The sequence below is a fragment of the Streptomyces rishiriensis genome, from assembly GCF_003112535.1.
GTDB lineage: Bacteria > Actinomycetota > Actinomycetes > Streptomycetales > Streptomycetaceae > Streptomyces > Streptomyces rishiriensis.
The window spans coordinates 227,696-245,616 of record NZ_BEWA01000012.1; the positions used below are offsets into that span (position 1 = coordinate 227,696).

Consider the following 17,921-nt stretch of genomic DNA (forward strand, 5'->3'; position numbering starts at 1 on the left):
GGGCCTTCGATGCATCCGACGGTGAAGCCCGCGCTGCGGCGCGGCTGGCGTGACCTCAACACGGTGCAGTTCGGGATGACGCCGGCGCACGCACTGACGCTCGGTCCGGTGGACACGGCCACCGGGAGTTTTCTCGACCTGCTGGACGGCACGCGCGGACTCGCGCTGCTACGGGAGGAGGGCCGTCGCATGGACCTGCCCGACGGCCACGTCGACCGGCTGGTGGAGCGGCTGTCCCGGGCGGGACTGCTCGACGACGCGCACGGCGGCGGACCGGACGCCCACGCGCTGCGGGAGAAGAAGGAGGTCATGGACCGGCTGCGCCCCGATCTCGCCGCGCTCTCCCTTCTGACGCCGGAACCGGGCGACGCGATCGAGCACCTGGCCGCCCGGCGCGGGCTGCGGGTGCAGGTGCGGGGCGCCGGCCGGGTCGGTGCGGTGCTGGCCGCGCTGTTGTCGGGGGCGGGGATCGGCGAGGTGGACGTGCAGGACGGCGGCCGGGTGGAGCCGGGAGACGTCGCTCCGGGCGGACTGCCGGCCGAGGCGATCGGCGAGCGCCGGGACGAGTCCGCCCGCCGCGCCGTGCGCCGGGCCGCACCGGACCGCCCGCCGCGCAGGTCCCCGGGGTCGCCGCACCGGTCGGACACCCCGGGCTTCGGCCTGGTGATCCTGGCTCCACGGGACGACGTGTCCGTGCACGCCCCCGCGCCCTCGGCGGCGGAGCCCCTGATCGCCTCGGGCACGCCCCACCTCTATACCGGTGTCGTGGAGGGCACGGGCGTAGTCGGTCCGCTGGTGCTGCCGGGTGAGACGGGCTGCGCGGGGTGCCTGCAGCAGGAGCGCGTCGACCGCGATCCGGCCTGGCCGCGGCTGGTCGCCCAGTGGCACTCCGGCGGAAAACGAGCGGCACGCGCCTGTGACCTGGCCCTGGCCACGACCGTGGCAGGGCTGGCGGCCGCCCATGCCCTCGCCTTCCTCGACGGCCGGACCCCGGCCGGCGAAGGCACACGCTGGGAGGTCAGCGCCCCCGCCCTGCAGTGGCGCGCTCGACCGGTACGGCCCCACTCCGCGTGCCCGTGCGGTGCCGCCCGCAAAGGTGAGCGGGAACACCCCTCCGAGGACCGGGGATCACACGCGACAATGGACAGGCATCGGCATCCGACGGAGCATCGCCGTACGGCGGACGCGACGCGGCTGTCTGGGACTTGGAGGGCGCATGTCTGATCTTCCCCGGAAGGCGGTCACCCGGACCGCCAAGCTCGCCGCGCTCCCGCTCGGCTTCGCCGGGCGGGCGACCTGGGGCCTGGGCAAGCGGATCGTGGGCGAGTCCGCGGAGATCGTCGGCCGCGAGCTGCAGCAGCGCACCGCCGAGCAGCTCTTCAAGGTGCTGGGCGAGCTGAAGGGGGGCGCGATGAAGTTCGGGCAGGCGCTGTCCGTCTTCGAGTCCGCCCTGCCCGAGGAGGTGGCCGGCCCCTACCGCGCGGCGCTCACCAAGCTCCAGGACGCGGCGCCGCCGATGCCGACGCGCACGGTGCACTCCGTGCTCACGGCACAGCTCGGCGCGGACTGGTCCGAGCTGTTCCTCGAGTTCGACGACAAGCCGGCCGCGGCCGCCTCGATCGGCCAGGTGCATCGAGCGGTGTGGCACGACGGCCGGGAGGTCGCCGTCAAGGTCCAGTATCCGGGGGCCGGCGAGGCACTCCTGTCCGACCTGAACCAACTCAGCCGGTTCGCAAGGCTGTTGGGCCCGCTCATCCCGGGCATGGACGTCAAGCCCCTGATCACCGAGCTCAGGGACCGGGTCTCCGAGGAGCTCGACTACGGGCTGGAGGCGCAGGCCCAGCAGGCCCACGCGGAGGAGTTCGCCGCCGACCCCGACGTGGTCGTCCCGGCGGTCGTCCACCAGTGCGACCAGGTCCTGGTCACCGAGTGGATCGACGGCGTGCCGCTCTCCGAGGTGATCGCCGACGGGACCGAGGAGCAGCGCGATCGCGCCGGTCAGCTGCTGTCCCGCTTCCTGTTCTCCGGTCCGGCACGCACCGGCCTGCTGCACGCCGACCCGCACCCCGGCAACTTCCGTCTCCTGCCGGGCGGCCCGGGCGGCGAGGACGACTGGCGGCTGGGGGTGCTGGACTTCGGCACCGTGGACCGGCTCCAGGGCGGGCTGCCCGATCCGATCGGCGAGTCGCTGCGCATGACCCTGGACGGCGAGGCGGAGGCGGTCTACGAACTGCTCCGCAGGGAGGGCTTCGTCAAGGAGTCCATCGAGCTGGACCCCGACGCGGTCCTCGACTACCTCCTGCCGATCATCGAGCCGGCCCGGGTGGAGGAGTTCACGTTCACCCGCGGCTGGATGCGCAGCCAGGCGGCCAGGATCGCCGACATACGCTCCCCCGCCCACCAGTTGGGCAAGCAGCTCAACCTGCCGCCTGCCTACCTCCTGATACACCGGGTGACCCTGAGCACGATCGGCGTGCTGTGCCAGCTCGGCGCGACGGTGCGGCTGCGCGAGGAACTGGAGGAATGGCTGCCCGGGTTCCTCCCGGAGGAGACCCCGGACGACCAGGGAGCGCTGGAGGAACTGGAAGAGCTGGAGGCCGGGGATTCGGTCGCGGAGGCGTGAGGAGCGGACGGCGTGAGGAGCGGACGGTGTGACGCTTCTCACCACCATTCGGAGTCCAGTCGCCCCTCGATCGCCCTGAGGTTGTCGCGGGCACAGGCCTCGCAGTAGTAGCGCCGGACGCCGTGCTCCACCGAGCAGGTCCAGGTGACGGGCGGTGGCTGCGCGGTCTGCGCGCCGCAGCGCGCGCAGGTCACAGGGCCGGGCTCGGACGAGGAGTCGTCCCGGTCGCCGTCTCCGGCTCGGTCACTGGCTCCGGCTCGGTCACTGGCTCCGGGAGGACTCGTCATCCTCGGGACGATAACCCCGCAGCCCAGCGGTCCGCTCGTACAACGCACCGCGGGGGCCGGCCCGTTCGGAGGGACCGGCCCCCGCGGGGAGAGCTTCGCCCCCCGGTGAGTCGGGAGGCCACCGCTTCAGGCGGGTGTCGTTACTGCATCACGGCCATGGCGAGCGCCCGGCGGGCGCGCAGCGAGGCGCGCTCCGCCCGACGCTGCATCCGGCGAGCGGCCAGCAGGCGCGCGGCCTGACGGCCCTGCTCGGCCTCGCGCAGTCGGTCGTGCATATGCGCACGAGCCAGGGCTTCTGGGATGAGTTGCATCTCGCGGGTCCTGTTCTGACGCGAGTCGTACGCGCCGGTGGTGGTGACGTCTTCGGTCGCGGAGCCTGCGGGCTCGCTGGTGAACGGCTTCATCGGGGCCTGCTTCTTGGGGTCTTGCGTGAGGGGGCGGTCGATCGTTCCTGCGATGCTCATGCTGTGACCGGGTTCTTGCGCGGGCGACCACGCGGCCGCTTGCGGGCGACGACGACACCCTGGACGAACAGCTCGCCACCCCAGACGCCCCAGGGCTCGCGGCGCTCCTTGGCACCGGCGAGGCAGGCCTCGATCAGCGGGCAGGTGCGGCACAGGGACTTGGCGTACTCGACGTCGGCCGGCGTCTCGGCGAAGAAGACCTCCGGGTCGTAGGAACGGCAGGGGACGGGCACGCCGAGGTTCTCGATGGCGTCGTCGAGCGCGGTGAGCGCCGTGAGCGGGGTCAAGGTGGGGTCCTTCGTGAGGCCGGGCGGGGGGAACGTGTCGGAAGGCGGTACGGACGGGGCGTGCGCTTCGAGTTGCACGGTGTGTTTTTCCTCGTCTGGTCGGTCCGGTCCGGTAGGACCGGTTGTCGGCGGGTACCGGGTTCTTTTCTTGTCCCGAGGCCCCTTCGCTCCGTCGTCCCCGTGATCGGGACAAACAGAAGGGCCGCGGATCCCGGGTGGGGTTCCGCGGCCCTGAAGGCGCCGGCCTGATCGACGATCAGGCTGGATCACTCCAGGGTTCCGGCCCACGGAAGGCCCACATCAGGTAGTGCTGCGTCGTCTGCTTCCGGAAGCCGGCACCGGTTGCCGCAAAGGCATAGGCATGCGCCTGTCCCTTTACTGCTTCCAGTGCCTTGGTCGGTCGCTCATTGCGCTCGCGGACGGGAAGATCCGCGGAGGCAACGGAGGAGGACGCCAGCCGGCCGGCGCTGATGCCGGACAGACCGGTGCCCAGGGTCGAGGCGCCGAGCGTGCAGGTGGAGACGACAGAGAGATCGGTCAGTTTGGCGGCGGAGCTGCGGTTGATGATGATCACTGGAATCGCCTCCTCTCGGCGTCTCGGGGGACCGGGGGTGAGCCCAGTCCGACGGATATGCAAGTACAGCACGGAATCAGGGCCTTGGAGAAGGCCGCCGTTCCCGTGTCTAAGAACCTATGGGGATTGCCGGGGCATGCGCAAACTATTTTTTCGACGAGTTCGGATCAATCCCCCGGGCCTCGCCCCTCAGTCCTCCGCGTCGCCCTCCGCAACGTCGTGGCCTGCGCAGATGGCCAGAACGTCGGCGCCGTAGCGGTTGAGCTTGCGCACGCCGACCCCCGGGATCCGCGCGAGCTCGCCCTCCTCCTCGGGCACGGTCTCGGCGATCGCCATCAGCGTCTTGTCCGTGAAGACGCAGTACGCCGGCTGTCCGCTTCGCCGCGCCTGGACCGCACGCCAGTCCCGCAGCCGTTCGTAGAGCCCCTCGTCCATGTCGGAGGGGCAGTCCTCGCAGCGCATCAGCTTCATCTCGCCGGCGTCGGTCAGGGTCCGTCCGCAGACCCGGCAGCGGGCCGGACTGCGCTGGGTGCGGCGCGGCGCGACGGGCGCGAGCGCCGCCGCGCCGGCGAAGCCACGCTCGATGCCTCCCGCGCCTCCTGCGCCTCCGACGCCGGCGCGGCCGGCTGCGGCGCCCGAGCCGGGGCGCAGGCCGTCGAGGAAGCGGCTGGGACGACGGTTGGGGCGGCCGCCCGGTGAGCGGGAGAGCGCCCAGGAGACGTGGAGGCGTTCGCGGGCCCGGGTGACCCCGACGTAGAGGAGACGACGCTCCTCCTCGATCTGCTCGTCGGTCCTGGCGTAGGTGATCGGCATCATGCCCTCGGCGACGCCGACGAGGAAGACGACGTCCCACTCCAGGCCCTTGGCCGAATGCAGGGAGGCCAGGGTGACGCCCTGGACGGTCGGGGCGTGCTGGGCGCTCACCCGCTCGTCGAGTTCGGCGACCAGGTCGGCGAGCGTGGCGCCGGGCTGGGCCGCGGAGAAGTCCTGGGCCAGGGCGACGAGCGCGGCCAACGACTCCCAGCGTTCTCTGACGGCTCCGGAGCCCGCCGGCGGCTGGTTGGTCCAGCCCTCGCCGGAGAGGACGGCACGCACCTGGGAGGGCAGGTCGACGGCGTCTTCGAGAAGGGCGTCGTTGCCGCCGAAGCGGGCCGCGCCACGCAGGGCGACCCCCGCCTTGCGCACCTCGGGCCGGTCGAAGAAGCGCTCGGCGCCGCGCAGCTGGTACGGGACGCCGAGGTCGGCCAGAGCCTGCTCGTAGGTCTCCGACTGCGCGTTCGTGCGGAACAGGACGGCGATCTCCGCGGCCGGGACGCCCGCGGCGAGGAGTTCACGGATACGGCGGGCCGCGCCCTCCGCCTCGGCCGGCTCGTCGGGGTATTCGCTGTAGGCGGGCTCGGGCCCTGGGGCCCGCTGGGAGACCAGCTCCAGACGGTGGTCCGCGGCGCGGCCGCGGGCCTGGGCGAGCAGGCCGTTGGCGAGATGGACGACCTGGGGGGTGGAGCGGTAGTCCCGCACCAGCTTGACGACGGTGGCGCCGGGGTGGCGGGTGCGGAAGTCGAGCAGGTGGTCGGGGGTGGCCCCGGTGAAGGAGTAGATCGTCTGGCTGGCGTCGCCGACCACGCACAGGTCGTCCCGCTCGCCGAGCCACAGTTCGAGCAGGCGCTGCTGCAGGGGGCTGACGTCCTGGTACTCGTCGACCACGAAGTGCTGGTACTGGGCGCGCACCTGCTCGGCGATGTCGTGCCGGTCCTGCAGGACGGCGACGGTCAGCAGCAGGACGTCCTCGAAGTCGATGACGGCGCGGGCCCGCTTGACGTCCTCGTAGGCGGCGTAGAGCTGGGCGATCTCGGCGGGATCGCGGGGGATCTCGCGGCCCGCCTTGGCGGCGGCCAGGGCGTAGTCGGCCGGGACGGTCTGGGTGACCTTGGACCACTCGATCTCCGCGGTGGCGTCCCGCAGCTCGCCGCGGTCGAGCCGGATGCGGCAGGCGGCGGCCGCGTCGGCGACGAGCTGGATCTTGCGGTCGACGAGCCGGGGCAGCGATCCACCGATCGCTTTCGGCCAGAAGTACTGGAGCTGGCGCAGGGCCGCGGAGTGAAAGGTGCGGGCCTGGACGCCCTGGGCTCCGAGCTGGCGCAGCCGGCCCCGCATCTCGCCTGCGGCACGGTTGGTGAAGGTGACGGCGAGCACGCTGGAGGGCTGCAGGATGCCGGCGCGGACTCCGTAGGCGATGCGGTGGGTGATCGCGCGGGTCTTGCCGGTCCCGGCTCCTGCCAGCACGCACACCGGACCGCGCAGGGCGGTGGCGACCTCGCGCTGCTCGGGGTCGAGCCCTTCGAGCACCGCGTCGGCCGAGTCCGGTGCCTGCGGGAAGAGGGAGGAGTGCGTTGCTGCTGTCACACCGCCATGCTGCCAGGTCCCCGGAGGCGGGCGGGTCGGTTGTCCACAGGCGGGCCCTTGCAGTCGTACTAATGCGGCGAGCGTCACCTCGGCGCCCGCCCCCGGCGTCGGCTCGCGGGAATGGCAGCCCTGTCACGGACGTTCTCCCCCTACGACCGCCTGTCCCCCCGACCCGCCGAAGGAGCACGAGAGACATGCTGGGCACCGTGACGATGTACAGCACCACGTGGTGCGGCTACTGCCAGCGGCTGAAGAAGCAGATGGACCGCGAGGGCATCGCGTACACCGAGATCAACATCGAGCAGGACCCGGATTCCGCCGCGTTCGTCGAGAAGGCGAATGGCGGAAACCAGACGGTGCCGACCGTGCTCTTCCCCGATGGTTCGACGCTGACGAACCCGTCGCTGGCGCAGGTGAAGCAGAAGATCGGCGTGTGACCGTGTCCGGCGCGTGACCGGGCGCAGCCGTACGAGGAAGGGCGGCCCCGAGCTCTCGGGGCCGCCCTTCGTCCGTGTCTGCGTGTCGGGTCAGACGCCGCGGGTGGGCAGCGGCTTGCCGTACCAGAGCTCGATCAGACGGGCCGCGATGGAGATCCCGTAGGGGGGAAGCACCTCGCCGGACTCGAAGGCGGCGCCGAGTTCGTCGCGGGAGAACCAGCGGGCCTCGTGGATCTCGTCGCCGTCGACGTCGATGTCGGTGGACGTGGCGCGGGCCATGAAGCCCAGCATGAGGCTGGACGGGAAGGGCCAGGGCTGGCTGGCGATGTACTCGACCGGGCCGACGGTGATGCCGGCCTCCTCGAAGACCTCACGGCGCACGGACTGCTCGATGGACTCGCCGGGCTCCACGAACCCGGCGAGGGTGGAGAAGCGGCCCTCGGGCCAGTGGACCTGGCGGCCGAGGAGGATGCGGTCGTCCTCGTCGGTCACGGCCATGATCACCGCGGGGTCGGTGCGCGGGTAGTGCTCGGCGCCGCAGGCGGGGCAGCGGCGGACGTGGCCGGCCGCGGCGATGACCGTGCGCTCGCCGCAGCGGGAGCAGAAGCGGTGGGTGCGCTGCCAGTTCTCCAGGCCGACCGCGTGCACCATGAGCCCCACGTCGCGGGGTGACAGGAGCAGTCCCGCCTCGCGCAGTCCGGCCGGGCGGGCGGACTGGTCGATACGGCCGGGCAGCGCGTCCTTCTGCAGGGCGAAGTAGCTGACGCCGTCGTCGTCGGTGCCGAGGAAGTAGCGGTGCGCCTCGGTCAGGGGCGCCTCGAACGACGGGGTCATCACGAGTTCGGTGCGGCCGTCGGGCGCCTCGTCGATGAGGACCTGGCCGCCGGAGACGACGAAGCATCGCGTCGTCGGGTGGCTCCACGCCGCGGCCAGCCAGGCCTCGTCGAGCCGGTGGTGGGCGGCCCGGTCGACGCCGCTCGGCGCGGTGAGCGAGAGGGGTCGATCGGCGTTCTGGTCGGTCCAGGTGGTCACGGGTACTTCCAACTCCCCCGGTGGAACGGTTGTTTCGGCGGGCGGTTCAGTGGGACGTACAGAAGGCGACGACCGGTTCGGGTGCGGTGCCGTGGTGCGGGGCGGTCTCTCCAGTCTGCGCCCCGCGCGCGGGCCCTCCGGGCCGATCGGCGACGTCAGGGCGCATGACGCCAGTTCTCCGCGAGGTCGCCCCAGAGGTGGGCGGCGGTCTCGACGCCCTTGAGGAGGAGGTCCAGCTCGACCTTCTCGTTCGGCGCGTGCCAGCCGTCCGAGGGGACGGAGATGCCCAGGAAGAGCACGGGGGCGCCGAGGACCTCCTGCAGGTCGGCGGCCGGTCCGGAGCCGCCCTCGCGGGTGAAGCGGACGGGCGCTTCGAAGGCGCGGCCCATGGCGCGGACCACGGACTGCAGCGCCGGGTGGTCGAGCGGGGTCAGACACGGGCGGGTGGCCGGGCTGAAGGTGATCTCGTGCCGGATCCCGGCGGGCAGCTGCTCGGCGGCCCACGCGCGGACGGCCTTCTCGACGCGCTCGGGGTCCTGGCCGGCGACGAGTCGGAAGGACAGCTTCACGAACGCCGAGGACGGGACGATCGTCTTGCTGCCGGGGCCCTGGTAGCCGCCGCCGATGCCGTTGACCTCGGCGGTGGGGCGGGCCCAGATGCGCTCCAGGGTGGAGTGTCCCGCCTCGCCGTGGGCGGCGTGCGACCTGGCGGTGCGCAGCCACTGCTCCTCGTCGAAGGGCAGCTCGGCGAAGAGTTCGCGCTCACGGTCGGTGAGCTCGACGACTCCGTCGTAGAAGCCGGGGACGGCCACGCGCGCGTGGCCGTCGTGCAGGGCCGCCACCAGGCGCGCGACCGCGGTGGCCGGGTTGGGCACGGCGCCGCCGAAGGAGCCCGAGTGGATGTCCTGGTCGGGGCCGAAGAGCCGGATCTCGCACTCGGCGAGACCGCGCATGCCGGTGCACACGGTCGGGGTGTCCTCGGACCACATGCCGGTGTCGGAGACGATCACGGCGTCCGCGGCGAGCCGCTCCGCCTGCCGCTCGACCAGCTCGCGGAAGTTCGGGGAGCTGGACTCCTCCTCGCCCTCGATCAGCAGCTTGAGGGTGACGGCCGGGGCCGGGCGGCCGGTGGCGGCGAGGTGGGCGCGTACCCCCAGGGTGTGGAAGAAGACCTGGCCCTTGTCGTCGGCCGCCCCGCGCGCGTAGAGACGGTTCTCGCGCACGACGGGCTCGAAGGGGTCGGTGTCCCAGCCGTCCTCGCGGGCGGCGGGCTGCACGTCGTGATGGCCGTAGACCAGGACGGTGGGAGCCTGCGGATCGCCGGACGGCCACTCGGCGTACACGGCCGGCGCACCCGGCGTCGGCCAGACCTCCACGGTGGGGAAGCCGGTCTCCCTGAGCTTGGCGGCGAGCCAGTCCGCGCTGCGCCGCACGTCGGGCGCGTGGTCGGGCTGGGCCGACACCGACGGGATGCGCAGCCACTCGGCGAGGTCGTCGAGGAAGGCGGCGCGATGCTGCTCGATGTACGTGCGGACGGCGCTGACGGCACTGTCAACGGGATGGCTCATGGTCACGAGCCTATCGGCCCGCGCCGGCGTCCTCGCCGGGCCCATGGACGCGCTGTGCCCGCCCGGCCGGCGCGTCGCGGTCGCTCCCGGCGGCCTCTTCCCCGGTCAACAGGCGCTCCAGCGCGGCACGATCGGGCAGTCCCTGCGGGCGTACGACGTCGCCGGTGCGCACGTACAGGAACCCCGCTGTGACGGATTCCACGGGGACGCCCTGCTGCTCGGCCCACGCCAGCCGGTACAGCGCGAGCTGGAGGGGGTCGGCGGTGCGAGCGCGGTGGGTCTTCCAGTCGAGGATGTCGTAGGTCGCCGAGTCTCCGTCGCCCTCCTTGTAGACGGCGTCGATGCGGCCCCTCACGACGCGGCCCGCGAGGGCGAGCTGGAAGGGCGCCTCGACGCGGTAGGGCGTGCGGTGGGCGTACTCGCTGCGTTCGAAGGCGTCCTTGAGCTCCTGCAGGTCGCGTTCGTCGGCGATCTCGGCGTCGTCCCCGGGCAGTTCGTCCGGCCCGAGCAGGGGGAGCGTCAGTTCCTCGAAGCGGGCCTCCACCCAGGCGTGGAACCGGGTGCCCCGGCGCGCGGCCGGTTGCGGGGGGCGTGGCATGGGGCGCGCGAGTTCCTGGGCGAGACCGTCCGGGTCCGCGGCCAGGCGCAGCACCTGTGAGGCGGTCAGGGTCGTCGGAAGAGGGACGTCCGTCACGCTCCGGCGGGCGCGCATCAGTTCCCCGGCGAGCGCGTCGAGGTCACGGTCCCAGGAGGCGACGGCGCGGGCCTCCTCGGGGGTGAGACGGTTCCCGCGCGGGCGCGCGGCGCCGAGCTCGGGGGCCGTGGCCTGGTGTGGCACGGAGGGGCGGGCTGCGACGGGGCGGTCCGCGAAGGGCGCGGCCTCAGCAGTCGTGTCCTCGAAGGGCGCGTCCTCGAAGGTCACGTCTTCGAAGGGCTCGTCCTCGAAGGGGTCGGCCTCGTCGTAGGGCGGCTCGTCCTCGTCCTCGTCCGGCGGAGGGGGCCAGTCGGGGTCGTCGTAGGCGTCCGGGTCGTGGGCGGCCGCCGCGTGGCCGTCCTCGTGTGCGGCGAGGTTCTCCAGGTGGGCGAGGACCGTCTCGGCGGCGGCGCGGCGGCGGGCCAGCGCGGCGTCGTCCAGCGGGAGCGGCCACACCTGGTCGAGGGTGGCCCGGTGCAGGGCGGGGTTCTCCGCGCCCTCCTCCGGCTCGTCCGCCCAGACCTCGATCTCGCCGTGTCCGGCCGCGCAGTGGTCGTGCAGGGCCTGGAGGAAGACGGATGGACCGCGCGGCTTCTTCTGGGTGGGACCCCACCAGTGGCCGGAGCCCAGAAGGAGGGAGCGCGGCCGGGTGAAGGTGACGTAGCCGAGGCGGAGCTCCTCGGTGTGCTGATGTTCCTTCATGGCCTCGTGGAAGGCCTTCATGCCGCGCGCGTCCCAGGACGCCACGTCGGGGAGCGTGTCGGCGTCGCCGCGCAGCTCGTGCGGCAGCACCTTGGCCTGCGCGGTCCACTTCTCGCGGCCCTGACCGCTGGGGAAGGCGCCGTCGACCAGGCCGGGGACGACCACGACGTCCCACTCCAGGCCCTTGGAGCGGTGCGCGGTGAGCACCTTGACGGTGTTCTCGCCGCCGGGGAGCGCGTTGTCGAGGCCCTTCTCGTACTGGGCGGCGGTTCGCAGGAAGCCGAGAAAGGCCAGCAGGCTCGCCTCGCTCTCGTGGGCGGCGAAGGAGGCGGCGATGTCGAGGAAGTTGGACAGGGTCTCGCGGCGGCGGGCGGCCAGGGCGTGCGGGGACGCCGACAGTTCGACCTCCAGCCCGGTGACGGCCAGGACGCGGTGCAGGACGTCCATCAGAGGGTCGGCCAGCGAGCGGCGCAGGTCGCGCAGTTCGGCGGCGAGGCGTGCGAAGCGCACGCGCGCGTCCGGCGAGAAGGGCAGCCCGTCGTCGTCCCCGGCGCCTCCGTCGCCGTACAGGGGCGTCTCCAGGAAGGTGTCGAGGGCGTCCGCGAGCGATATCACCTCGGACGGGTCGACCCCTTCGACGGCCTCGGCGAGCCGGCGGTCCGGGTCGTCCTCGCCGTCCCCGCGCGCGTGGCTGACGAGCCGCCGGGCCCGCCGGCCCAGGAGAGCGAGGTCGCGCGGGCCGATGCGCCAGCGCGGGCCGCTGAGCAGCCGGACCAGGGACGCGTTGGCTCCGGGATCCTGAAGGACCTCGCAGACGGCGACGAGGTCGGCGACCTCGGGCAGATGCAGGAGCCCGGACAGCCCCACCACCTCGACGGGCACGTCCCGGGCGACCAACGCGCCCTGGATCTCCGCGAAGTCGGTGGCCGTGCGGCACAGGACGGCGATCTCGCCTGGCGCCTTGCCGGTGCGCACGAGATGGGCGACGTTGTCGGCGATCCAGTCCATCTCCTCGGCATGCGTGGGCAGCAGGGCGCAGCGGACCACTCCGTCGCGTTCGGCGCCGGGGGCGGGGCTGAGCGCCTCCACGCCCGCGTGCATGGCGCGCAGGGGCTCGGCGAGGCCGTTCGCGAGGTCCAGGAGGCGGCCGCCGCTGCGGCGGTTCTCGCTGAGGGACTGGCGACGCGCCCTGCTTGCGTCGGCGTGCGCGAAGTGTTCTGGGAAGTCGTCGAGGTTGGCGACGGACGCGCCGCGCCAGCCGTAGATCGCCTGGCAGGGGTCGCCGACGGCGGTCACGGGGTGGCCGGTGCCGCCGCCGAACAGGCCGGCCAGGAGGATGCGCTGGGCCACCGACGTGTCCTGGTACTCGTCGAGCAGGACCACGCGGAACTCGTCCCGCAGAAGGGGGCCCACTTCGGGAACCTGGGCCAGTCGGGCGGCCAGGGCGATCTGGTCGCCGAAGTCGAGCAGGTCGCGCTCGCGTTTGGCGGCCCGGTAACGCAGCACCAGGTCGGCCAGTTCGCGCCGGGCGGCGGCCGTCTCCGGCGCCTTGCGCAGATCGGCGTTGGTGAGTTCGGCCCCCTCCAGGGAGTGCAGCAGCCCGGCGTCCCACCGGCGCAGGTCCTCGGGCCGCACGAGGTGCTCGGCGAGCTCGGCGTCGAGCGTGAGGAGGTCGCTGATCAGGTCGGCGAAGGAGCGGGTGAGCGACGGGTAGGGGCCGGGCGCCTCGCGCAGCACGCGCGCGGCGAGCTGGTAGCGGGTGGCGTCGGCGAGCAGGCGGGCCGTCGGCTCCAGCCCGATGCGCAGGCCGTGATCGGTCAGCAGACGGCCGGCGAAGGCGTGGTAGGTGGAGATCGCGGGCTCGCCCGGCGGGTTGTCGGGGTCGATGACGTCGGGGTCGGTGACGCCTGCCCTGACGAGTGCCTTGCGGACGCGCTCGGCGAGTTCTCCGGCGGCCTTGTTGGTGAAGGTCAGGCCGAGGACCTGCTCGGGAGCGACCTGGCCGGTGCCGACCAGCCACACCACGCGCGCCGCCATCACGGTCGTCTTGCCCGACCCGGCTCCGGCCACGATCACCTGCGGGGCGGGCGGCGCGGTGATGCAGGCCGTCTGCTCCGGGGTGAAGGGGATCCCGAGGAGCTCCTTGAGCTGCTCGGGATCGCTGATACGGGCGGGCATGAGGAGAGGCTAGCGGCGGCCACTGACACTCGATGACAAATCGCCCGCCACTCCGGGAGAAGCACAGGTCAGCGGTGGTGGTGCGGTCCGTCACACCGGCGCCGGAGGACATCGCCCGGCAGCTGCCGACGCCTGTTCCCCCGGCTTTCTCGACTCACTCGTCCACCCCGGCTCCTTCGGTTCGCGCGGGCGGCTCGGCTCACTCGACGACGTGCCGCCCTTCGGGCCGGGCGCTGCAGGAGGCGCGGAACGCGCAGTGGGCGCACTGCTGGCCGGCGGTCGGGGTGAACCGCTCGTCGAGGACCTTGCCGGCGGCCGTGGCGAGCAGGTCGCCGACCCACTCCCCCTCCAGCGGCCCCTGGGCCTGCACCTTGGGCAGGACGTCGCCGCCGTCCCGCTTGGCGGCGCCCTGGCGCAGCTGGACGAGTTCGGCCCCGCCCGGCACGGGCCGTACGCCGTCGAAGGCCTCGTCGACGGCGCCTTCGCGCACGGCGAGCTGGTAGACGGCAAGCTGGGGGTGCCGCTCCACCTCGCGCGCGGTGGGCGCCTGCTTGCCCGTCTTGAAGTCGACGACGTAGGCGCGGCCGTCGCCGTCCGCCTCCACGCGGTCCATCTGGCCGCGGATGCGGACCTCGTACTCGCCGGCTTCGAGCGTGACGTCGAAGTCGTGTTCGCTGGCGACGGGTGTGCGGCCCGTGCGGTCCATCACATGCCACTGCAGGAAGCGTTCGAGCGCCACACGCGCGTGTGCCTTCTCCTGTGCGGACTTCCAGGGGGCGTCGAAGGCGAGGGCGTTCCACACGGAGTCGAGGCGTTCCATGAGGACGTCGAGGTCGGCCGGGGTGTGCCCGGAGGCGACCTCGTCGGCGAGGACGTGCACCACGTTGCCGAAGCCCTGGGCGACGGTGGCGGGGGCGTCGGCCTTCACCTCGCGGCCCAGGAACCACTGCAGCGCACAGGTGTTGGCGAGCTGGTCGAGGGCACTGCCGGAGAGCACGACCGGCTGGTCGCGGTCGCGCAGCGGCACCTTGCTCTCGGTCGGCTCGAACATGCCCCACCAGCGGTAGGGGTGGGCGGCCGGCACCAGGGGCCTGCCGTCCTCGTCGGCGAGCGCCGCGAGCCGGGCCAGGCGACGGGCGGCGGCCTCCCTGAGCGTGGCGGAGGCGCGCGGGTCGACCGTCGTGGCGCGCAGTTCGGCGACCAGAGCGGCGACCGACAGGGGGCGGCGGGGGCGGCTCGTCACGTCCTTGGGTTCGACGCCGAGTTCGGTCAGGAAGCGGGAGGGCTGGTCGCCGTCGTCCGCGGGCGCCTTCACGGCGGTGACGACGAGCCGCTCCCGCGCGCGGGTGGCGGCCACGTAGAAGAGGCGGCGCTCCTCGGCGAGCAGCGCACCCGGGGTGAGCGGCTCGGCGAGTCCGTCGCGGCCGATGCGGTCGGCCTCCAGGAGGGAGCCGCGGCGGCGCAGGTCCGGCCACAGGCCCTCCTGCACGCCGGCCACCACGACAAGGCTCCACTCCAGGCCCTTGGCGCGGTGGGCGGTCATCAGACGCACCGCGTCGGGGCGCACGGCCCGCCGCGCGAGGGTGTCGGCGGCGATGTCCTCGGCCTCGATCTCGGCCAGGAAGTTCAGGGCGCCGCGCCCGCCGGTGCGTTCCTCCGCGCGCGCGGCGGTGGCGAACAGCGCGCACACGGCGTCAAGGTCCCGGTCGGCGTTGCGGCCGGCCGCGCCGCCGCGCCGGGCGGCCCGCTCCAGGCGCGCGGGCCAGGGTGTGCCGTCCCAGAGGTCCCACAACGCCTCCTCGGCCGTGCCGCCACGCGCGAGACGCTCACGGGCCGTAGCCAGCAGCGCGCCCAGGCGCTGGGCGCCGCGCGCGTAGGCCGGGTCGTGGGCGACCAGCCGCTCCGGCTGGGCCAGCGCACGTGCGAGCAGAACGTCGGAGGGCGGCGGCAGCGGGTCTCCAGCAGCACGTTCCTCGTCGCGCAGCGCACGGCCGAGGCGGCGCAGATCGGCGGCGTCCATGCCGGCGAGAGGCGAGGCGAGCAGGGTGAGGGCGGTGTCGGTGTCGAGCCAGCAGCCGTCGGCGCTTCCGGCGTCCTGGGCGCGCTCCACGGACACCACCGCTTCCGCGCCCTCGGCGCCGTCAGGGTCCCCCGCGCCGTCGGGGTTTCCCGCACCCTCGGGGTCCCCCGTAGCGTCGGGGTTTCCCGCGCCATCGGTGTCCCGCGGGCCTTCGGGGTTCCGCGCGTCGTCGCTGTCCTTGTCCCCCGGGCCACCGGTGTTCCGCGCGTCCTCGATGTCCCGTGCCGTCTCCGGGGCATGCGCGCCTTCGGGCTCGGCGTCCTCGGGCTGGGGGTCCTCGGCGGGTGGCGTCGAGGCGGTCGCCTGCGGCGGGGCGGCCTCTGCCGTGGCGACCGCCCGCAGTGCCGCCAGAAGGGGGGCGACCGCCGGTTCGTGGCGCAGGGGGAGGTCGTCGCCGTCGATGTCGAGGGGGACGCCGGCGGCCGTGAGGGCGCGGCGGACCGTCGGGATCGTGCGGGAGCCGGCGCGCACCAGGACGGCCATCTCGCCCCACGGCACGCCGTCCTCCAGGTGCGCCCGACGCAGGATGTCGGCGACGTTGTCGAGCTCGGCGCCCGAGGTCGGGTACGTGTGGACCTCGACGCTGCCGCCGTCCCGGGCGGCGGAGAGTTCCCGGTGCGCGCGGACCTTCTCGGCGGGCAGGCGGGTCAGCGGCATCCGCCGGGTCAGCAGCCGGGTGGCGGCCAGCAGGGCTGCTCCGGAGCGACGGGAGGTGCGCAGGACCTCGACGGGGGCCGGACGGCCGTCGCGGCGGGGGAAGGCCTGCGGGAAGTCCAGGATGCCGTTCACGTCGGCACCGCGGAAGGTGTAGATCGACTGGTCGGGGTCGCCGAAGGCGACCAGGGTGCGGCCGCCGCCGGCGAGGGCGTGCAGCAGCCGCACCTGGGCGGGGTCGGTGTCCTGGTACTCGTCGACGAACACCGCGTCGTACTGCGCGGCGAGCTGCTCGGCGACCTCGGCGCGGTGGGCGAGGAGGACCGCCCGGTGGACGAGTTCCGCGTAGTCGATCACGCCGTGCAGGTCGAGCACGTCGAGGTACTCGGCCAGGAAGGCGGCGGCGGCCCGCCAGTCGGGACGGCCGATGCGGTGGGCGAAGGCGTCCAGGGAAGCGGGGTCGAGGCCCAGCTCGCGTGTGCGGGCCAGCACCGCGCGGACCTCGTCGGCGAAACCGCGGGTGGTGAGGCAGGCGCGCAGTTCGCCCGGCCACCGCACGTGCGCGAGGCCGAGCCGTTGCAGGTCGAGCTGGCCGGCGAGCAGCTCACGGACCGCCACGTCCTGCTCGGGGCCGGACAGCAGCCGCAGGGGTTCGACGAACAGCTCGGCGTCCTGGTGGGCGCGGACCAGGGCGTAGCAGTACGAGTGGAAGGTGGTCGCCTGGGGCGCGTGGGCGGCGCCCATGCGCAGGGCCATCCGGTCGCGCAGTTCGACGGCCGCCTTGCGGCTGAAGGTGAGCACCAGGATGCGCGCGGGGTCGCCGCCGCGGGCGATCCTCGCCGCCACGGACTCGACGAGCGTGGTGGTCTTCCCCGTGCCCGGTCCCGCCAGGACGAGCAGCGGACCGGTGCCGTGGTCAACCACCGAGCGCTGGGCGGCGTCCAGACGAGGGGGGTCCACCCGGGCCGCCGGGGTACGCACCAGTCGGTAAGCGCCACGGTTGCCCTGTCGCCCCTGGGGGTGCGGCAGGCGCCTGGTGGAGGAAGAGGAGCTCACGTGGTTCGCCGGTCCTGGTGGGTGTGCTGGTTGACGGAGCGACGCTCGGGAAGAGCGGTGATCGCGGGATGAGGGGGACGTGTGCAGCCGACGCTACGCCGACCGGCAGCCCGGAAAGACAGCTTCCGCTTCTTCCCACGCGACCCTGGTCGCCCACGCGACCCTCGTCGCCCACGCGACCCTGGTCGCCCGGACGGCTTGGCTTGCCCGCACAGCCCTCCCGGCCCGCAGGCCCGGCGCGTCCCTCGCCCCTCGAACGTACGCCATGTCACGGACGTGCCCTTTTCGCGCCGTTTCCCCCGTACGGGCCACAAGATCCCCCCAGCCTCCCGCGATGGCGGAAGCTGTCAGGTGTGACCTCCCGCGTCCTCGCCGCCGTCCCATCTCGCCCGTCTCATGTCGAGACGCGGCACATGGCCCTCGGCCGCCCTGCTCGCCTCCTTCAGCGGGGTGCCCTCGGCGCGGTAGTGGTTCAGCGCGCGCAGCTCGTGGCCGGGGAGCAGCACCCCGTCCGCGCGCACCACACGCCACCACGGGGCGGCGCCGCCGTAGAGCGCCATCACCCGGCCTACCTGTCTCGGCCCGCCCTCCTGCAGCCATTCCGCGACGTCCCCGTACGTCATGACCCGCCCGGGCGGGATCAGCTCCGCGACCTCGAGGACCCGCTCGGCGTACTCCGGCAGCGCGTCGGTGTACTCCGGGCGGGCGTCGTCCGGAAGGCTCTGCTCACTCATCCGCCCCATCCTGCCTCACGGCACCGACAATGCGACGGGCCCGTGACTCCGTGTGCCCCTCGCACACCGGCGGTCCGTCGGGCAGACTGTGCGCCCCCGCATTTGCACCCTGATGCCCCCGTGTGTCGGTGCGGCATGCCACCATCGT

Annotated in this window: 13 protein-coding genes; 3 read left to right on the forward strand and 10 right to left on the reverse strand. The window is 73.4% G+C overall.

Going from position 1 to position 17,921, the window contains the following annotated elements; translation table 11 throughout:
* The first annotated feature begins 9 nt into the window (after nt 1-9).
* Both Sri02f_RS20345 and Sri02f_RS20350 read left to right on the forward strand, forming a co-directional pair.
* The gene (locus Sri02f_RS20345; RefSeq protein WP_109002744.1) at nt 10-1,224 is read left to right on the forward strand and encodes a TOMM precursor leader peptide-binding protein; all 1,215 of its coding nucleotides are present in this window, start codon (nt 10-12) and stop codon (nt 1,222-1,224) included.
* Nucleotides 1,217-2,623, forward strand: a complete 1,407-nt coding sequence (locus Sri02f_RS20350) for an ABC1 kinase family protein (protein WP_109002745.1) — start codon at nt 1,217-1,219, stop codon at nt 2,621-2,623. Before Sri02f_RS20345 ends, Sri02f_RS20350 begins: the two co-directional genes overlap by 8 nt.
* Before the next feature lie 38 nt (nt 2,624-2,661).
* Here the strand turns inward: Sri02f_RS20350 and Sri02f_RS41285 are convergent, their stop codons facing one another.
* The 5 genes from Sri02f_RS41285 to Sri02f_RS20370 form a co-directional block, all read right to left on the reverse strand.
* On the reverse strand, nt 2,662-2,910 hold the full coding sequence (locus Sri02f_RS41285; RefSeq protein ID WP_159106754.1) for a hypothetical protein: 249 nt from the start codon (nt 2,908-2,910) through the stop codon (nt 2,662-2,664).
* 140 nt (nt 2,911-3,050) lie between these two features.
* A complete protein-coding gene (locus Sri02f_RS20355) occupies nt 3,051-3,374 on the reverse strand; it encodes a putative WhiB-interacting protein (protein WP_109002746.1) in 324 nt (107 codons plus the stop codon).
* Nucleotides 3,371-3,739 (reverse strand): WhiB family transcriptional regulator, encoded by a 369-nt coding sequence (locus Sri02f_RS20360; RefSeq protein WP_109002747.1) that lies wholly within the window; start codon nt 3,737-3,739, stop codon nt 3,371-3,373. Before Sri02f_RS20360 ends, Sri02f_RS20355 begins: the two co-directional genes overlap by 4 nt.
* Nucleotides 3,740-3,917: 178 nt before the next feature.
* Nucleotides 3,918-4,235 carry a hypothetical protein gene (locus Sri02f_RS20365; RefSeq protein ID WP_167467585.1) on the reverse strand — a complete coding sequence of 106 codons (318 nt, stop codon included), beginning with the start codon at nt 4,233-4,235 and terminating at the stop codon, nt 3,918-3,920.
* A 189-nt stretch (nt 4,236-4,424) separates the two neighbouring features.
* A complete protein-coding gene (locus Sri02f_RS20370; protein ID WP_174855676.1) occupies nt 4,425-6,638 on the reverse strand; it encodes an ATP-dependent DNA helicase UvrD2 in 2,214 nt (737 codons plus the stop codon).
* A gap of 194 nt (nt 6,639-6,832) precedes the next feature.
* Here Sri02f_RS20370 and Sri02f_RS20375 point away from each other — a divergent pair, with 194 nt between their 5' ends.
* Nucleotides 6,833-7,075, forward strand: coding sequence for a mycoredoxin (locus Sri02f_RS20375; protein WP_069771661.1), 243 nt, complete (start codon nt 6,833-6,835; stop codon nt 7,073-7,075).
* Nucleotides 7,076-7,165: 90 nt separating this feature from the next.
* On the opposite strand, the gene nudC is transcribed toward Sri02f_RS20375, so the two are convergent.
* The 5 genes from nudC to Sri02f_RS20400 all read right to left on the reverse strand — a co-directional run bounded on the left by nudC (nt 7,166) and on the right by Sri02f_RS20400 (nt 17,773).
* Nucleotides 7,166-8,107 carry an NAD(+) diphosphatase gene (gene nudC / locus Sri02f_RS20380; protein ID WP_109002750.1) on the reverse strand — a complete coding sequence of 314 codons (942 nt, stop codon included), beginning with the start codon at nt 8,105-8,107 and terminating at the stop codon, nt 7,166-7,168.
* 155 nt (nt 8,108-8,262) lie between these two features.
* Nucleotides 8,263-9,675, reverse strand: coding sequence for a dipeptidase (locus tag Sri02f_RS20385; RefSeq protein ID WP_109002751.1), 1,413 nt, complete (start codon nt 9,673-9,675; stop codon nt 8,263-8,265).
* A gap of 10 nt (nt 9,676-9,685) precedes the next feature.
* Nucleotides 9,686-13,249, reverse strand: coding sequence for an ATP-dependent helicase (locus Sri02f_RS20390; RefSeq protein WP_109002752.1), 3,564 nt, complete (start codon nt 13,247-13,249; stop codon nt 9,686-9,688).
* A 199-nt stretch (nt 13,250-13,448) separates the two neighbouring features.
* Entirely contained in the window at nt 13,449-17,039 is a 3,591-nt protein-coding gene (locus tag Sri02f_RS20395) for an ATP-dependent DNA helicase (RefSeq protein ID WP_109002753.1), read from the reverse strand.
* A 347-nt stretch (nt 17,040-17,386) separates the two neighbouring features.
* Nucleotides 17,387-17,773 (reverse strand): MGMT family protein, encoded by a 387-nt coding sequence (locus tag Sri02f_RS20400; protein WP_109002754.1) that lies wholly within the window; start codon nt 17,771-17,773, stop codon nt 17,387-17,389.
* Nucleotides 17,774-17,921 lie beyond the last annotated feature (148 nt).

Coding starts and splice junctions, on each gene's coding strand:
- Sri02f_RS20390 (WP_109002752.1), bottom strand. CDS start 13,249: ATGCCCGCCCGTATCAGCGATCCCGAGCAGCTCAAGGAGCTCCTCGGG.
- Sri02f_RS20355 (WP_109002746.1), bottom strand. CDS start 3,374: ATGAGCATCGCAGGAACGATCGACCGCCCCCTCACGCAAGACCCCAAG.
- Sri02f_RS20350 (WP_109002745.1), top strand. CDS start 1,217: ATGTCTGATCTTCCCCGGAAGGCGGTCACCCGGACCGCCAAGCTCGCC.
- Sri02f_RS41285 (WP_159106754.1), bottom strand. CDS start 2,910: ATGACGAGTCCTCCCGGAGCCAGTGACCGAGCCGGAGCCAGTGACCGA.
- Sri02f_RS20375 (WP_069771661.1), top strand. CDS start 6,833: ATGCTGGGCACCGTGACGATGTACAGCACCACGTGGTGCGGCTACTGC.
- Sri02f_RS20385 (WP_109002751.1), bottom strand. CDS start 9,675: ATGAGCCATCCCGTTGACAGTGCCGTCAGCGCCGTCCGCACGTACATC.
- Sri02f_RS20400 (WP_109002754.1), bottom strand. CDS start 17,773: ATGAGTGAGCAGAGCCTTCCGGACGACGCCCGCCCGGAGTACACCGAC.
- Sri02f_RS20345 (WP_109002744.1), top strand. CDS start 10: ATGCATCCGACGGTGAAGCCCGCGCTGCGGCGCGGCTGGCGTGACCTC.